This is a genomic window from Polaromonas sp. YR568 (assembly GCF_900116715.1).
Classification (GTDB): Bacteria; Pseudomonadota; Gammaproteobacteria; order Burkholderiales; family Burkholderiaceae_C; genus Polaromonas.
This window is the reverse complement of sequence record NZ_FPBM01000004.1, coordinates 56,117-71,689: the sequence shown is the minus strand read 5'-3', so window position 1 is coordinate 71,689 and position 15,573 is coordinate 56,117. Positions and strand designations below refer to the sequence as shown.

Sequence of the window (15,573 nt, the reverse complement as noted above, 5' to 3'; positions counted from 1 at the left end):
GGCACGCACGCGCAGGGACGGCATGAGAGCAGGCAATCCTGGTTTTTCAGCAAGAGATTTGTGCATGGCAGCTGATGGGCTTCAGCCGCGCATCAAGGCCTCAATCTCGTCTCCATCCACAGGCACACCCCGCGTCATCAGCTCGCATCCCTTGGCCGTGACAAGCGCATCGTCTTCGATCCGGATGCCGATGTTCCAGAACTCCCTGGGCACGTTTTTGGCGGGCCGCACGTAGATGCCGGGCTCGATGGTCAGCACCATGCCGGGCCGCAGGATGCGTGAAGGCCGGCGCAGTATGGGCTGGCCCATGGCGTCCTTGTCTTCGCGGGGTTTGGTGCCGGGCTCGCCGTAGTCGCCGCAGTCGTGCACGTCCATGCCCATCCAGTGGCTGGTTCGGTGCATATAAAACTGGCGGTAGGCGCCGGACTCCAGCACGTCGTCGACCTTGCCGTGTTTGGCTTTTGGTAGCAGGCCGGTGTCGAGCATGCCTTGCGCCAGCACGCGCAGGGCGGCTTCGTGCGGGTCGTTAAAACGCTTGCCGGGTTTGGTTGCTTTCACCGCGGCGTACTGGGACTCGACCACGATGTCATACAGCCTGCGCTGCGCCGGCGTGAACTTGCCGTCTGCGGGGAAGGTGCGGGTGATGTCGCTGGCATAACCGTCCAGCTCGCAGCCGGCGTCGATCAGGCACAGCTCGCCGGCTTTGAGCTCGGCGTCGCCGGCGCGGTAGTGCAGCACGCAGGCATTGGCGCCCGCGGCCACGATGCTGGTGTAGGCCGGAAACTGCGAGCCGTGGCGGCGGAACTCGTGCAGCAGCTCGGCCTCCAGGTGGTATTCACGCAGGCCGCCCTTGATGGGTTTGCGCAGCATGGCCGCAGATGTTTGCATGGCGCGCACATGCGCACCGGCCGAAATCTTGCCGGCGCGCCGCAGTATGGCGATCTCGTGGCTGTCTTTAAAGAGGCGCATCTCGTCCAGCACGCCGCACAGGTCGTGCTGGCTGGGCGGGGGTTCGTCGCCCAGGCGCACGCGGGTGCGTACCTTGTCCAGCCAGCCGTCTACCCGTGCGCCCAGGCCTTCGTGCGTGGCGAAGGGAAACCACACCGATTTCTGGTTGGCCAGCAGTGCCGGCATTTTCTCGTCCAGCGCGTCGGTGCTGAAGGCGGCATCAACGCCGAGCCGGGCCGGCGCGGCCTTGGGCCCCAGGCGGATGCCGTCCCAGATTTCCCGTTCCAGGTCCTTGGGCCGGCAAAACAGCGTGGTCTTGCCGCTGGACGCTATCACCAGCCAGGACTGCGGTTCGTCAAAGCCGGTCAGGTAATAGAAGTAACTGTCGTGGCGGTAGGGAAAGTCGCTGTCGCGGTTGCGCGGGTATTCCGGCGCGGTCGGCAGCAGGGCAATGCCGCCGCCGGCGGCCTTCAGCGCGCGGGCAACGGCGGCGCGGCGTTTTTCGTAGATCGTGGAGGTGCTCATGGCGCGTTCCGCTTCAGTTCGTGGTGGTTTGGTTCAGCTCGTCCAGGCGGGCCGGCGTGCCCACGTCGGTCCAGGCGCCTTCATACAGCTCGGCGCTGACCCGGCCATTGTCCATCGCGGCCCGCAGCAAGGGCGCCAGCGGGGCTTTGAGGCCCTGCGGGTTGCCGGCAGGCAGGCTGTCGAACAGTTCGCGCCTGTACAGGCCTATGGTGCTGTAAGTGAATTTGGGCTGGGTGCTGTCCTTGGGCAGGCTCAGCGCCAGGCCGCCGGCGCCAAGGCCGAAGTCGCCCTTGGGGTTGTGCGCCGGGTTGGGCACCAGCCAGAGGTGGGCCAGCTTGTTGCCGGCGGCAAACCGGGTGGCGGCGGCCTGGGTGAATTCAAAACCCGGCACAAACACATCACCCGCCAGCACCCAGAACACCTCGCCCAGCAGCGGCAACGCGCGGGCAATGCCGCCGGCGGTTTCCAGTGCGCCGCCAAAATCCAGGCCTTCGTGGGAGTATGAAATTGATAGCGGCTTGCGCCCGTCCTGATTGGCCTGCAGCCCGAAATGACCTGAAAAGTACGCCTCAAGCTGCTCGCCCAGCCAGGCGGTGTTGATCACCAGATCGGTGAAGCCGCCCCGCGCCAGCGCCTCGGCATGCCAGCCAATCAGCGGTTTGCCGCGCACCGGCAGCAGCGGTTTGGGCGTCGTGTCGGTCAGCGGGCGCATGCGCTCGCCGCGCCCGGCGGCAAGAATCATGGCTTTGATGGGTGCGCCGCTGTTCATGCGGTATCGCCCCGGTCCAGCGAGCGTTGCTCGGTCCATTCCGGGTTAAAGCGCCGCACCAGCGCGTCCATCAGCCCGCGCGCCCGGGTCGAATGGTCGCCGCCGAAATTGCAGACATAAACGTCCAGCGTCACGGCTTTTTGTTCGGGCCAGGTGTGCACGCACACATGCGATTCGGCCAGCAGCACTGTGGCTGTGATGCCGCCCGGGCCGTGCACGGTGTCGGGAAAGGTGTGAAACAGCTGGTTGACGGCCTGAAGGCCGGCCGCCTGCACTGCCTGCACGCACCAGTCGCCGAGTTTCGCGGCGTCGGTCAGCCAGGCCGGGTCGCAGCGGCATTTGTACAGGTCGGCGGTCAGGTGAAGGCCTTGCATCCCCCGACTTTAGTTCATGGCGGGTGGCCGCCCGGCCAAATCCGGGGCAAACCCCCGCCAAACCGGTGGGGAGGGGGCTAACGGTAAAATACCGGGTTACCCCTGATCTTTCCCCCTCCGGAGCTGCCTACATGGCCAATACCCCAATGATGGCGAATGCGATACGCGCACTCGCAATGGACGCCGTTCAACAAGCCAATTCCGGACATCCCGGCGCCCCCATGGGCATGGCCGACATGGCAGTCGCCCTCTGGGGCAGCCACCTCAAGCACAGCCCGCACAACCCCAACTGGTTCGACCGCGACCGTTTTGTGCTCTCCAACGGCCACGGCTCCATGCTGATTTATGCCGTGCTGCATCTCACCGGCTACAAGCTGCCGATCAGCGAGCTCAAGAACTTCCGCCAGCTGCACAGCAAAACCCCCGGCCACCCCGAATACGGTTACACCCCCGGCGTTGAAACCACCACCGGCCCGCTGGGCCAGGGCCTGACCAATGCCGTCGGCATGGCGCTGGCTGAAAAGCTGCTCGCCAAGGAATTCAACCGCGAAGGCCACACCGTCGTCGACCACAACACCTATGTGTTCATGGGCGACGGCTGCCTGATGGAAGGCATCAGCCACGAAGCCGCGGCCCTGGCCGGTGCCTGGAAGCTCAACAAGCTGATCGCGCTTTATGACGACAACGGTATCTCCATCGACGGCCAGGTCGCGCCCTGGTTCATCGACAACACCGCCGTGCGCTTTGCCGCCTACGGCTGGAACGTGCTGGGCCCCATTGACGGCCACGACGCCGAGCTGGTTTCGCAAGCCATCGAAGGCGCGAAAAAGTCCAACGACAAACCTACGCTGATCATCTGCAAGACGCACATCGGCAAAGGATCGCCCAACCGTGCCAACACCGCCAAGGCCCACGGCGAACCACTGGGCGCCGAAGAAATCAAGCTCACGCGCGAAGCCCTCAACTGGCCGCATGCGCCGTTTGAAGTGCCGAAAGAGGTCTACGACGCCTGGGACGCCAAGGCCAAGGGCCTGGCCGCTGAAACCGCCTGGGACGCCAAATTTGCCGCCTACAAGGCCGCGCACCCCGAACTCGCTGCCGAGCTGGCCCGCCGCATGAAGGGCGAGCTGCCCAAGAGCTTTGCGCAACTGGCTGTGGACACCGTCATCGGCGCGCACGAAAAGGCCGAAACCGTCGCGTCCCGCAAGGCCTCGCAGCTCGCACTCGAAGCCTTCACCGCCGGCCTGCCCGAGCTGCTGGGCGGCTCGGCCGACCTGACCGGCTCTAACCTCACCAACACCAAGTCCACGCCCAACCTGCGTTTTGACATGAACGGTGAAGTCGTGCTGACCGCCAACGCGGAAGGCGTAAGCGCCGGTGGCCGCCACATCAACTACGGCGTGCGTGAATTCGGCATGGCCGCCATCATGAACGGCATCGCGCTGCACGGCGGCTACATCCCCTACGGCGGCACCTTCCTCACCTTCAGCGACTACAGCCGCAACGCCATCCGCATGGCTGCGCTGATGAAGCTGCGCGTCATCCACGTCTTCACCCACGACTCCATCGGCCTGGGCGAAGACGGCCCGACGCACCAGTCCATCGAGCACGCCGCCAGCCTGCGCCTGATCCCCAACCTGGACGTCTGGCGTCCGGGCGATACGGCTGAAACGGCCGTCGCCTGGGCCGTCGCGCTTGAGAACAAGAACAAGCCCACCGCGCTGCTGCTCAGCCGCCAGAACTTGCCTTACGCGCCCAAGCACGACCTCGGTGAAATCAGCCGCGGCGCCTATGTGCTGGCCGAGCCCGCCGAAGTGGGCCTGAACAAAAAGGCCCAGGCCGTCATCATCGCCACCGGCTCTGAAGTGCAACTCGCGCTCAAGGCGCAAGAGCTGCTGGCCGCCCACAAGATCGCCGTGCGCGTGGTCTCCATGCCCAGCAACACGACCTTCGACAAACAAAAGACGGCCTACAAGTCCGAAGTGCTGCCCGAAGGCATCCCCCGCATCGCGGTGGAAATGGGCGTGACCGACGGCTGGTGGAAATACGGCTGCGCAGCCGTGGTCGGCATCGACACCTACGGTGAGTCGGCGCCTGCGCCCGTGCTGTTCAAGCACTTCGGCTTCACCGCCGAGAACGTCGCCGACACCGTGCGCAAGGTGCTGCGCAAGTAAGCGCATAACAACGCAACGCCCCGCCGATTCAACAAGATTTCAACTTCCAGGAGCAACAGAGAATGACTATCAAACTTGGCATTAATGGTTTTGGCCGGATCGGCCGCAATGTGTTCCGCTCGGCGATCAAGAGCTTTGGCGACATCGAAATCGTCGGCATCAACGATTTGCTCGAGCCCGAGTACCTGGTCTACATGCTCAAGTACGACTCGGTGCACGGCCGCTTTGAGGGCGACGTGTCCGTCGACGGCAACACGCTGATCGTCAACGGCAAGAAAATCCGCTTGACGCAAGAGCGCGACCCCGCCAACCTCAAGTGGGGCGACATCGGCGCTACCGTGGTGCTGGAGTCCACCGGCCTCTTCCTCGACAAAGCCTCGGGTGAAAAGCACCTGGCCGCCGGCGCCAAGAAGGTGATCTTCTCGGCACCCTCCAAAGACGACACCCCGATGTTTGTTTTCGGCGTCAATGACAAGACCTACAAGGGCGAAGCCATCATCTCCAACGCCAGCTGCACCACCAACTGCCTGGCGCCTGTTGCCAAGGTGCTGAATGACAAGTGGGGCATCAAGCGCGGCCTGATGACGACTGTGCACGCCGCTACCGCCACGCAAAAAACCGTGGACGGCCCGTCGAACAAAGACTGGCGCGGCGGCCGCGGCATTCTGGAAAACATCATCCCTTCCAGCACCGGCGCTGCCAAGGCTGTGGGCGTGGTGATTCCCGAGCTCAACAAGAAGCTGACCGGCATGTCGTTCCGCGTGCCAACGTCCGATGTGTCGGTGGTTGACCTGACCTGCGAGCTCAACAAGGAAGCCACGCTGAAAGAAATCTGCGCCGAAATGAAGGCGCAAAGCGAAGGCGCCCTCAAGGGCATCCTCGGCTACACCGAAGACAAGGTCGTCGCCACCGACTTCCGCGGTGATGCACGCACGTCGATCTTCGACGCCGACGCCAGCATCGCGCTGGACGGCACTTTCATCAAGGTCGTCGCCTGGTACGACAACGAATGGGGCTACTCCAACAAGTGCCTGGAGATGGTGCGCGTCGTTTCGAAGTAAGCGATGCCAACGTCAAAAAAGCACCTTCGGGTGCTTTTTTTTCGGCTGTGCACATCACAAGGCTGCAAGGCATCATGTTCTGCGCCAAAGCGTCATGTAGCCCGTCCAGAGCACGCCGGCAAGACAGAAAAGCAGGTATTCCCAATGAATCCTGATTCCCGGTTTGGCGTAGCGGTAAACGTCTGAGTAGTCCCGCTGGAATCCGCTGTCAGTGCTGACCGTCCAGATCAGCGATGGCCCGAGGATGTTTTCTTTCGACGTCACGCCCATCCGGGCACGCGTCCCCTCGCGAAGCTCCGGCAGCAGCGACAGGTCTTCGCTTTGGAGACGGTAGGTGTTGTTTCCGCTGCGAAGCCAGACAACCGCATGGGCGGCAGGGTAGTTCCGGCGTTTGCGCTCGGCTTCAGCCTTGATGACCCGGCCTTCCAGCTGCACGAGCTGCTCCGGGCCCGTGGGTGTGGCGGGCGACACCGCCTCAAGCCAGACATAGCCCGCAGCCAGAGCGAGTGTGACGCAGAGGAGCGGCAGGTGGCGCCTGGTGGTGTCCAAAAGGGTCATGGCGCACTATAACTTTTCATTTTCGGTATCTCTCAGGCCAGCCGCTCCGCCATGAAATCCAGAAACGCCGTGATCCGCGACGACAGCGCCGTATTGCGGTAGTACACCGCGTTCACCGCCTGCCGCACGTCCAGTGTGTCTTTGCCCAGCACTTGCACCAGTTCGCCGCGTTCGCGGTCGCCCTCGGTCATGAAGTCGGCCAGGCAGACGATGCCCATGCCGGTGAGCGCCAGGTGGCGCATGGTCTCGCCGCTGGAGGCGCTGAAAGCCGGTGCAGCGCTGTAGCTGTCGCCCTGCGGCCCGCGCAGCGGCCAGTCATTGAGCGAGGCGACCTGGCTGTTGGTGATGAGTGCGTGGCGCGCCAAATCAGCTACGCGTTTGGGTTTGCCGTGCTCCTCCAGGTAGGCGGGGCTGGCCAGCACGCGCAGGCGGCTGGTGCACAGCGGCCGCGCGTGCAGGGTGGAGTCGCGCAGCGCGCCTATGCGGATCGCGATATCGGTGCGCTGGGCCAGCAGGTCGACGTTCAGGTCGTCGGTGTTGAGTTCCAGCCTGATCTTGGGGTAGAGCGCGCTGAACTCCGGCACCAGCGGCACGATGGCGTGCAGCATAAAGGGCGGGGCCGCGTTCACCCGCAGCAGCCCGGCGGGCGCCTCGCGCCGCGTGGCCACCTCTTCTTCGGCTTCATCCATCGCATCGAGGATGGCGCGCGTGCGGGCGAGAAAGCCGCGCCCTTCTTCCGTCAGCTCCAGCCGGCGTGTCGTGCGGCGCAGCAAGGTGGCGCCCAGCTTTTTCTCAAGCCGGCCCAGCGCGCGGCTCACGCCCGAGACGGTTTGGTCCAGCTGGTCGGCCGCCGCGGTGATGGAGCCGGTGTCGACCACCGCGCGGAACGCCAGCAGTTCTTCTATCGTCGTTTTCATGGGGTTCCGCTAGGCATTGTTGATTCTGAGTCAACTATATTCTGCGCGTTAGGGGCTTATTCTGCAAAGGTCAAACGCGCAAACTTCGGGCTTCCTTGTTCTTTTTGTCCGTTTTGGACACCCGGAGCCCCTCATGCCCATTGCCCTTCTTGCGCTGACGATCAGCGCCTTCGCCATCGGAACGACAGAGTTCGTCATCGTCGGCCTGCTGCCCATCGTGGCGGCCGATCTTCACATCAGCCTGCCCTCAGCCGGCCTGCTGGTCAGCCTTTACGCACTGGGCGTCGCCATCGGCGCGCCGCTGCTGACGGCGCTCACCGGCAAGCTGCCGCGCAAAACCCTGCTGCTCGGCCTGATGGCCCTGTTCACGCTGGGCAACCTGCTGGCCTGGCAGTCACCGGGCTACAACTCGCTGATCGCTGCGCGCATCCTCACGGGCCTGGCCCACGGTGTGTTCTTCTCCATAGGCTCCACCATTGCCACCGGCCTGGTGCCCAAAGAAAAAGCCGCCAGCGCGATCGCCATCATGTTCACCGGCCTCACCGTGGCGCTGGTCACTGGCGTGCCGCTGGGCACCTTTATCGGCCAGCACTTCGGCTGGCGCGAAACCTTCCTGGCCGTGTCGGCGCTGGGCGCCATCGCCTTTGTGGTCAGCCTGCTCTTTGTGCCGCGTAGCATCAAGCACACACCGCCCGCATCGGTGGCCCAGCAGCTCAAGGTGCTGGCCCAGCCGCGCCTCTTGCTGGTGTATGCCACCACGGCCGTGGGTTACGGCGGCTCTTTCATCCCGTTCACCTTTCTTGCGCCCATCCTGCAGCAGTCCGGCTTTGGCGCCGGTGCGGTGGGCTGGGTGATGCTGGTCTATGGCGTGTCCGTGGCCGCCGGCAATATCTGGGGCGGCAAGCTGGCCGACCGCAAGGGCCCCATCGCCGCACTGAAGATCATCTTTGCGCTGCTGGCCGCCGTGCTGTTTGTCTTCAACTTCACTGCGCCGCACCCCTGGCTGGCCGTGGCCACCGTGATGCTCTGGGGCGCCGTGGCTTTCGGCAATGTGCCTGGCCTGCAGGTTTATGTGGTGCGCCAGGCTGAGCGCCACACGCCCCATGCGGTCGACGTGGCCTCGGGCTTGAACATCGCCGCCTTCAACCTCGGCATCGCCTTTGCAGCCTGGGCCGGCGGCCTGGTGGTCACGCATCTGGGTCTGATGCATACGCCATGGATTGGCGCGGTAGTAGTGCTGGGCGCATTGGCCCTCACTTACTGGAGCGGTCGCCTTGACGTGCGTGAGGGCTTTGCGCCCCGCGCAGCAGGCAACAGCCCAGTCGTTGCACACTGATTTCATCCACTCACAACTTCAAACCCGTCAAACACAGGACATCACCATGAACACCACCGTTACCCACAAAAACATCCCCGCATTCGGCGTCGGCACCTTCCGGCTCAAAGACCAGGTCGTCATCGACTCCGTCAAGAACGCGCTGGACCTCGGCTACCGCGTCATCGACACCGCACAGATCTACGGCAACGAAGCCCAGGTGGGCCAGGCCATTGCTGAAAGCGGCGTGCCGCGCAGCGAGCTCTTTATCACCACCAAAATCTGGACCGACAACTTCGCGGGCGACAAAGTCATTCCCAGCCTCAAGGAAAGCCTGCGCAAGCTCGGCACCGACCACGTCGATCTGACCTTGATTCACTGGCCCGCGCCCAAGCAACCCGTGCCGCTGGAAGACACCCTGGGCGCCTTGATGGAAGCCAAGGCCCAGAAGCTCACACGCAAGATCGGCGTGTCCAATTTCAATATCGACTACCTCACCCGCTCCATCGAGGCTGTGGGCGCGGCCAACATCGCCACCAACCAGATCGAACTGAGCCCCTACCTGCAAAACCGCAAGGTGGTGGATTTCGCGCAGAGCCAGGGCATCCACATCACGTCTTACATGACGCTGGCTTACGGCAAGGTGCTGCAAGACCCGGTGCTGCTGGAGATCGCGAAGCGCCATAACGCCAGCACGGCACAAGTAGCGCTGGCCTGGGCGATGCAGCTGGGTTACGCGGTGATCCCGTCGTCAACAAAACGAGCCAACCTTGAGAGCAACCTGAAGGCACAGCAACTGCGCCTGACGGACGCCGACATGGCCGCCATCGCCGCGCTCGAGCGCGGCGACCGTCTGGTGAACCCCGAAGGCCTGGCGCCGAAGTGGGATTGAGAAAAGCAGCAAGCCGGCAAGGCGCCGGCCAGCCTCAGCGGCTGGGCAGCTCCGCCGGCTTTTCTTCACGCCCGCCCGGGTGCCGCGCAAAGCGCGCCGGGTCGCGGCCGTGCACCGGCGCTTCGTCGGCAAACGACCAGCCGCCGAACTGCGTGCGCCGGTAGTCGGCCACGGTCTGCGCGATTTCGGCCTGGGTGTTCATCACAAACGGGCCGTACTGCACCACCGGCTCACCGATAGGCCTGCCTTGCAGCATGAGGAACTCGGCCTCCTCGCTGCCGTTGACCAGCTCTGCATCCATGCCGGCGCGCAATTCAATGGCGCTGCCGGCCTCCACGGCTTGCCCGTCTATCGCCACCGATTGGCCCTTGAAGAAATACAGCTGGCGACGTGTGCCGTCACCAGTCGCGGCAGGCAGCGTCCAGCGCGCGCCGGGCGCCATGCGTATCGTCCAGATCGCCACGTCGGCATCGGCCTGCGACGCCCAGGAGTCGGGCGGCGGCGCCAGCGGCGCGGCTTCGGCGCCTTGCACCCGGCCCGCAATGATGGCCACTTCGGTGCCGCGGCCATCGGCGTCCTTCACGCTCAGGCGCGGAATGTCCTGCGACCAGAACATGGTGAAGTGCGGCTCGCTCATCTTGCCGGCGGCTGGCAGGTTCAGCCAGATCTGGAACAGCTCCAGCGGGTTCGGGTTCTGCGCGTCCAGCAAAGGAAACATCTCGGAATGCACGATGCCTTTGCCGGCGGTCAGCCACTGCACATCGCCGCGGCCAAAGCGCGCGGTCGCGCCCAGCGAGTCGGAATGGTCGATCAGCCCCTTGCGCGCGATGGTCACGGTCTCAAAGCCGCGGTGCGGGTGCGCCGGAAAGCCCGGCACCGTGCTGCCGTGGTACATATTCCAGCCGTCCTTGCGGGCAAAGTCCTGGCCGATGTCGCGGCCGGCCAGCGAAGCGTCCGGGCCCATCTGCGCATTGGCTTTGGGATAGGCGTCGTCGTGATAGACGCAAAAGAGGAAAGGGTCGAGCGTCGTCCACGGAAAACCGAGCGGGCTGACTTTAACGACGAGGTGGCTGGCGGGCATGATGCGGCCTTTCTGACGTGAGATTTTCAAACAACATATATGCGCTTGAACGCCGCGCTTTCAAGCTTGACCGCGTGCTACGTACTCAGGCCTTGAGCTTCCATCCCGTACGGAAGATCCACCACACCGCCCCCAGGCACAGCGCCAGAAAGCCCAGGATGGCCGCCACGCTGATGCCCACATTGACATCGGCCACGCCGTAAAAGCTCCAGCGGAATCCGCTGATCAGGTAGACCACCGGGTTGAACAGGGCGATGTTTTGCCACAGCGGCGGCAGCATGTTGATGGAGTAAAACGCGCCGCCCAGAAAGGTCAGCGGCGTCACCACCATCATGGGCACCACCTGCAGTTTCTGGAAGTTGTCCGCCCACAGCCCGATGATGAAACCGAAGAGGCTGAAGGTCAGCGCTGTGAGCAGCAGAAAGCACAGCATCCAGAAAGGATGCGCGATCTCGTACGGCACAAACAGGCGCGCCGTCGCCAGGATCAGCAGGCCCAGCAAAACGGATTTGCTCGCCGCCGCGCCCACATAGCCCATCACCACCTCCATCGACGACACCGGCGCCGACAGCAGTTCGTAAATCGTCCCCGACCATTTAGGCATGTAGATGCCGAAAGCGGCATTGGAGATGCTTTCGTTCAGCAGCGACAGCATGACGAGGCCGGGGATGATGAAGGCGCCGTAGCGGATGCCGTCGATGTCGCCCATGCGGGAGCCGATGGCCGCACCGAACACCACAAAGTAGAGCGAGGTCGAGATTACCGGCGAGGCGATGGACTGCATCAGCGTGCGGAAGGTGCGCGCCATTTCAAAGCGGTAGATCGCGCGTATGGCGTGCCAGTTCATGCGGCCTCCTTCTGCGCGGCAGGGGCGTCCCCATGCACCAGGCTCACAAAGATGTCCTCGAGCGAACTCTCGCTCGAATGCAAGTCCTTGAAGTCAATGCCAAGCCCGGCCAGCTGTTTGAGCAATGCCGCGATACCGGTTTCCTCGGTCTGCGAGTCGAAGGTATAGACCAGGGTGTGACCTTCTTTCGTCAGCTCAAGCGGCAGCCCGGCCAGCTCGGCTGGAATGCTTTGCAGCGGCGTTTGCAGCTGCAGGCTCAGTTGTTTCTTGCCCAGCTTGCGCATCAGCACCGCCTTGTCTTCGACCACGATCAGCTCGCCCTTGTTGATCACGCCTATGCGGTCGGCCATCTCTTCGGCTTCCTCGATGTAGTGCGTGGTCAGGATGATGGTGACGCCGCTGTCGCGCAGTTCACGCACCATTTGCCACATGCCCTTGCGCAGCTCGACATCGACGCCCGCGCTGGGCTCATCCAGGAACAGGATGGCCGGCTCATGCGACAGGGCTTTGGCAATCAATACCCGGCGCTTCATGCCGCCTGAGAGCGTCATGATCTTGCTGTCTTTCTTCTCCCACAGCGACAGGTCGCGCAGCACCTTCTCGATGTAGGCCGGGTTGGGCGGTTTGCCGAAAAGGCCGCGGCTGAAGCTCACCGTGGACCACACGGTCTCAAAGGCATCGGTTGAAAGCTCTTGCGGCACCAGGCCGATCTTGGCGCGGGCGGCGCGGTAGTCACTCACGGTGTCGTGCCCGTCGGCGAGCACACGGCCCGAGCTGGGGTTGACGATGCCGCAGACGATGCTGATCAAAGTCGTCTTGCCCGCGCCGTTGGGGCCGAGCAGGGCAAAAATCTCGCCGCGCTGGATGTCCAGGTTGACCGACTTGAGCGCATGAAAGCCCGAGGCGTAGGTTTTACTCAGTTGCTGGATGGAAATAATGGCTTGCACGCGGCATCCTGATGTGAAGGTGGCGCCTGAATGGCGTCTTCATGACGCCTGAGGAGGCCCGGGTCATTCTATAGAGCGCGGGTGAAAACGCCGGGACTAGGGTTTTCAGGGCATTGCCGCCTCGCGCACAGGCCCGACGCCTACTTCACACGCCGGTAGGTCGCGATCATGAAGCGTTTCCAGCTGCCGTCGTCCTGCCGCACCTGTGAGTGCAGCGTGCGCTCGTCCTTGTTTTTGATGGTGAGCACGTCCTGGTAGCGGGCCAGCTTGCCGTCGCCGCTGAAGCTGGGGCCTTCGGTGTCCAGCGTCAGCACTTTTTGCGATGCATCCAGCTTGCCTTTGTAGACCCACATATTGGTCATCATCGAGCCGACCCAGGTTCCCACAAAAGCATTTTGCTTGGGGTCGTAGCCCAGAGTGGTCAGCATGATTCCCTTGTCGCCGCCGTCGCTGCCGGGCATCTGGCAGCTGCCTTCGCTCAGCACCCAAAAGCCGCCGATGGCGCGTACGCTTTCGCTGCCACCGCCTTTCATGGCGGGCTGGCCCGGGGCCATTTCCATTTCGCTGGTAAATGTCCAGTCGCCCAGCAGCTGTTGCAACCAGAGGTGTTCTTTTTGCGGTGCTTCGATTTTCATCTCGTTGTCCATGCCGGTCTCCTGTCTTGCGTTGAGGGTTGATGGGCGCAGCCAGCCTTATGCCGCCTGCAATCTGGCTGCCGGAAAAGGCTCACGCCAGGCGGGCAGCGCATTGAGCCCCTCGTGCCAGCGGCGAATCTCGGGGAAGTTGCCTAGCGGCAGCCGGGTTTTCTCGGCGTAGGGCAGTGTGATGGCCACCGCAAAGTCGGCGATGCTCAGCGCGTCGCCCACCAGGTAGCGGCGCCCTTTCAGGTGCGCATCCAGCACCTTGGCGAAACGCTCAAAGCCCGGCGTCGCCTTGCCGGTTTCCGCGGCGTCGGGCTCGCCGATGCCAAAGCGCGGCTTGATGATGTGCTCGAAATAAAACACGCTGGCCAGCGGCGCAAACTCGGTCGCGTCCCACATCAGCCAGCGCATCACGTCGATGCGGCGCGCGTCCTGGGGCCACAAGTCCGAGCCGGCTTTTTCGGCCAGGTGGCACATGATGGCGTTCGATTCCCACAGCACCAGGTCGCCATCGACCAGCACCTTGGCGTTCGGGTTCATCGCGCGGAAGGCCGGGCTGCGGTGCTCGCCCGTGCCCAGCTCCACCCGGATGAATTCCACCGGCGACTTCAGGTGTTGCGCCACGGCGCAGACTTTTCGCGGGTTCAGCGTGTCGGAGTAATAAAGCTTCATGGCGTGTCTTTCGGTTCCTGAATCGTCATGCCGCCATGCGCGGCAGGTCGGCCCACACAGGCCGCACTTCAATCGTCGCCTCGCGGGCCATGGGGTGGCCGGCCGCGATGTCGATGGCCTCCTGGGGGCTGGCGCATTCAATCAGGCCGTAGGCGGCCATCTTTTCGCGGCTCTGTGAAAACGGCCCGCTGCTCACGCGCCGCCGGCCCTCCCGCACCCGCACCGTCATGGCGTCGGCGGGCGGGCGCAGCGGGTTGCCGTGCTTGAGGATGCCGCGGCCTTCCATGGTTTTTACCCAGGCGCCGATCTCGGTGACCAGCGCCGGCGTGGGCACGAAGCTCGCGTCGTGGCAGATGATCAGCAGGTATTGCATGCGCTACCGCCGGGCTCAGGGCATCGGCAGCGGGTTGATCACCATCCACGACACGCCGAAGCGGTCGGCCACCATGCCGAAGGACGACGCGAAGAAGGTCTTGTCCATCGGCATTTCAATCTTGCCGCCGTCGGCAAGCGCGTTAAAGAGGCGCTTGGCTTCGGCGTCGCTGGGCGCGGTGAGCGACAGCGAAATGCCCTTGAACTCCGGCTTGCCGCCGCCCATGCCGTCGGAGGCCATCAACTCCGTCTCGCCAATCTTGAAGCTGGCGTGCATGACGCTGTTCGGGTCAGGCGCGGGGCCGCCGGCGCAACCGTCGGCCATCGGCTCGGGGTTTTCCTTGAAGCGCATCATCATCGTGACTTGCGCGCCTAGCGCCTTGCGGTAGAACTCGATGGCCTCTTCGCAGCGGCCGTTGAACATGAGGTAGGACTGGACGATCATGGTGATTTCCTTTTGGTGGGTGAGTGGGATAGCGTTGGTGGGTGGGTGAAGATTCAGCGCGGAAACAGCGCGGCCGTGGCCGGCCATTCGTTGCGGCGCGTGGTGGTGGTTGAAGTAGCGGCAGCAGGCAGGGCCGGCCGGGTGTCGCGGCCGAAAAACACCTGCACTTCCATCAGCTTGCCGCCTTCAAAGCGAAACCACTCCGTGTTGCGAAACTTTTTGCCCGTGGTGCTTTCGGCTTCGTAACGTACAAAAGCCTCGTCGCCTTGTTCAAAAATTTTCTCGACCGTGAAGCGGCGCAGCGTCCGGCTGTTGGGCCAGCAGCGGGCGAAGTAGGCGGCGCGGTCGATGCGGTCGTCCAGCGGGCTGCTGAAGGCGAAGCTCTCATGAAGCATGCCTTCAAGGACTAGCCTGTCCTTTGTTTCGTAGGCCGAGAAATAGCGGCGCACGAGGCTGGCGATGGGCGTTGTCATGCTTCAGGCCCTGTCGTAGGCTTCCTGCAGGCCCTTGAGGTTGATCTTGTGCATGCCCAGCATGGCCTTCATCACCGCGCCGGATTTGGCGGGGTTCTTGTCGCCCAGCAGCTCGCCGAGCAAGCTGGGGATGATCTGCCACGACAGGCCGTACTTGTCTTGCACCCAGCCGCACTGGTTGGGCGCGCCGCCGGTCGAGAGCTTGTCCCAGAGATCGTCGACCTCGGCCTGCGTCTTGCAGTCCACAAACAGCGAGATGGCGGGCGTGAAGTGGAAATGCGGGCCGCCGTTCAGCGCCATGAATTCCTGGCCTTCCAGCACAAAGCTGCCGGTCATGACCGAGCCTTCCGGCCCCGGGCCTTCCTTGCCGTAGCGCCTGAGCATGGTGATCTTCGAGTTCTTGAAGATCGAGACATAAAAGTTCATGGCTTCCTCGGCCTGGTCGTTAAACCAGAGGAAAGGGGTGATTTTCTGCATGGTCCGGGCTCCTGAAATCAATGGTTATGTGGACAGGCTGACGGGTCAAAAAGGCTTCAAACGGGTCCAAAAATGCGTTTTGAAG

General features: G+C 63.5%; 18 protein-coding genes. 4 read left to right on the top strand and 14 right to left on the bottom strand.

Features of this window, described 5'->3' with window-relative positions; genetic code table 11:
• Nucleotides 1-81: 81 nt before the first annotated feature.
• The 3 genes from BM408_RS10345 to speD are packed head-to-tail and all read right to left on the bottom strand — an operon-like array spanning nt 82 to nt 2,616.
• Entirely contained in the window at nt 82-1,473 is a 1,392-nt protein-coding gene (locus BM408_RS10345; protein ID WP_092129703.1) for an aminopeptidase P N-terminal domain-containing protein, read from the bottom strand.
• A 13-nt stretch (nt 1,474-1,486) separates the two neighbouring features.
• A complete protein-coding gene (murU, locus tag BM408_RS10340) occupies nt 1,487-2,242 on the bottom strand; it encodes an N-acetylmuramate alpha-1-phosphate uridylyltransferase MurU (protein WP_305790675.1) in 756 nt (251 codons plus the stop codon).
• Nucleotides 2,239-2,616, bottom strand: coding sequence for an adenosylmethionine decarboxylase (gene speD / locus BM408_RS10335; RefSeq protein WP_092129701.1), 378 nt, complete (start codon nt 2,614-2,616; stop codon nt 2,239-2,241). Before speD ends, murU begins: the two co-directional genes overlap by 4 nt.
• 131 nt (nt 2,617-2,747) lie before the next feature.
• Between speD and tkt the strand changes: the two genes are divergently transcribed.
• Nucleotides 2,748-4,790, top strand: coding sequence for a transketolase (gene tkt / locus BM408_RS10330; protein WP_092129699.1), 2,043 nt, complete (start codon nt 2,748-2,750; stop codon nt 4,788-4,790).
• Between the two features lie 62 nt (nt 4,791-4,852).
• A complete protein-coding gene (gene gap, locus BM408_RS10325; RefSeq protein ID WP_092129697.1) occupies nt 4,853-5,851 on the top strand; it encodes a type I glyceraldehyde-3-phosphate dehydrogenase in 999 nt (332 codons plus the stop codon).
• A 72-nt stretch (nt 5,852-5,923) separates the two neighbouring features.
• Here gap and BM408_RS10320 read toward each other — a convergent pair whose 3' ends face one another.
• Nucleotides 5,924-6,409: a hypothetical protein gene (locus BM408_RS10320; protein WP_092129695.1), complete on the bottom strand. Its 486-nt coding sequence runs from the start codon at nt 6,407-6,409 to the stop codon at nt 5,924-5,926.
• Between the two features lie 32 nt (nt 6,410-6,441).
• Complete coding sequence (locus BM408_RS10315; protein ID WP_092129693.1) at nt 6,442-7,326, bottom strand: LysR family transcriptional regulator; 885 nt, start codon at nt 7,324-7,326, stop codon at nt 6,442-6,444.
• A gap of 133 nt (nt 7,327-7,459) precedes the next feature.
• On the opposite strand from BM408_RS10315, the gene BM408_RS10310 reads away from it, so the two are divergent.
• Both BM408_RS10310 and dkgB read left to right on the top strand, forming a co-directional pair.
• Nucleotides 7,460-8,662, top strand: coding sequence for an MFS transporter (locus BM408_RS10310; RefSeq protein WP_092129691.1), 1,203 nt, complete (start codon nt 7,460-7,462; stop codon nt 8,660-8,662).
• A 46-nt stretch (nt 8,663-8,708) separates the two neighbouring features.
• Nucleotides 8,709-9,533 (top strand): 2,5-didehydrogluconate reductase DkgB, encoded by an 825-nt coding sequence (gene dkgB / locus BM408_RS10305; protein ID WP_092129689.1) that lies wholly within the window; start codon nt 8,709-8,711, stop codon nt 9,531-9,533.
• 34 nt (nt 9,534-9,567) lie between these two features.
• On the opposite strand, the gene BM408_RS10300 is transcribed toward dkgB, so the two are convergent.
• From BM408_RS10300 to BM408_RS10260, 9 genes are all read right to left on the bottom strand, one after another.
• Nucleotides 9,568-10,614 (bottom strand): pirin family protein, encoded by a 1,047-nt coding sequence (locus BM408_RS10300; protein ID WP_092130064.1) that lies wholly within the window; start codon nt 10,612-10,614, stop codon nt 9,568-9,570.
• A gap of 85 nt (nt 10,615-10,699) precedes the next feature.
• Nucleotides 10,700-11,461: an ABC transporter permease gene (locus tag BM408_RS10295; protein ID WP_092129687.1), complete on the bottom strand. Its 762-nt coding sequence runs from the start codon at nt 11,459-11,461 to the stop codon at nt 10,700-10,702.
• Nucleotides 11,458-12,408, bottom strand: coding sequence for an ABC transporter ATP-binding protein (locus tag BM408_RS10290; protein ID WP_092129685.1), 951 nt, complete (start codon nt 12,406-12,408; stop codon nt 11,458-11,460). The genes BM408_RS10295 and BM408_RS10290 overlap by 4 nt, the downstream gene beginning before the upstream one ends.
• Before the next feature lie 140 nt (nt 12,409-12,548).
• Nucleotides 12,549-13,055: a DUF1579 domain-containing protein gene (locus BM408_RS10285; RefSeq protein ID WP_254774767.1), complete on the bottom strand. Its 507-nt coding sequence runs from the start codon at nt 13,053-13,055 to the stop codon at nt 12,549-12,551.
• Nucleotides 13,056-13,100: 45 nt separating this feature from the next.
• Nucleotides 13,101-13,721: a glutathione S-transferase family protein gene (locus tag BM408_RS10280; protein WP_092129683.1), complete on the bottom strand. Its 621-nt coding sequence runs from the start codon at nt 13,719-13,721 to the stop codon at nt 13,101-13,103.
• 25 nt (nt 13,722-13,746) lie between these two features.
• Nucleotides 13,747-14,094, bottom strand: coding sequence for a YciI family protein (locus BM408_RS10275; RefSeq protein ID WP_092129681.1), 348 nt, complete (start codon nt 14,092-14,094; stop codon nt 13,747-13,749).
• 15 nt (nt 14,095-14,109) lie between these two features.
• The gene (locus BM408_RS10270) at nt 14,110-14,538 is read right to left on the bottom strand and encodes a VOC family protein (RefSeq protein WP_092129679.1); all 429 of its coding nucleotides are present in this window, start codon (nt 14,536-14,538) and stop codon (nt 14,110-14,112) included.
• Nucleotides 14,539-14,591: 53 nt separating this feature from the next.
• Nucleotides 14,592-15,011: a nuclear transport factor 2 family protein gene (locus tag BM408_RS10265; RefSeq protein WP_092129677.1), complete on the bottom strand. Its 420-nt coding sequence runs from the start codon at nt 15,009-15,011 to the stop codon at nt 14,592-14,594.
• Between the two features lie 3 nt (nt 15,012-15,014).
• On the bottom strand, nt 15,015-15,488 hold the full coding sequence (locus BM408_RS10260) for a VOC family protein (RefSeq protein WP_092129675.1): 474 nt from the start codon (nt 15,486-15,488) through the stop codon (nt 15,015-15,017).
• Nucleotides 15,489-15,573 lie beyond the last annotated feature (85 nt).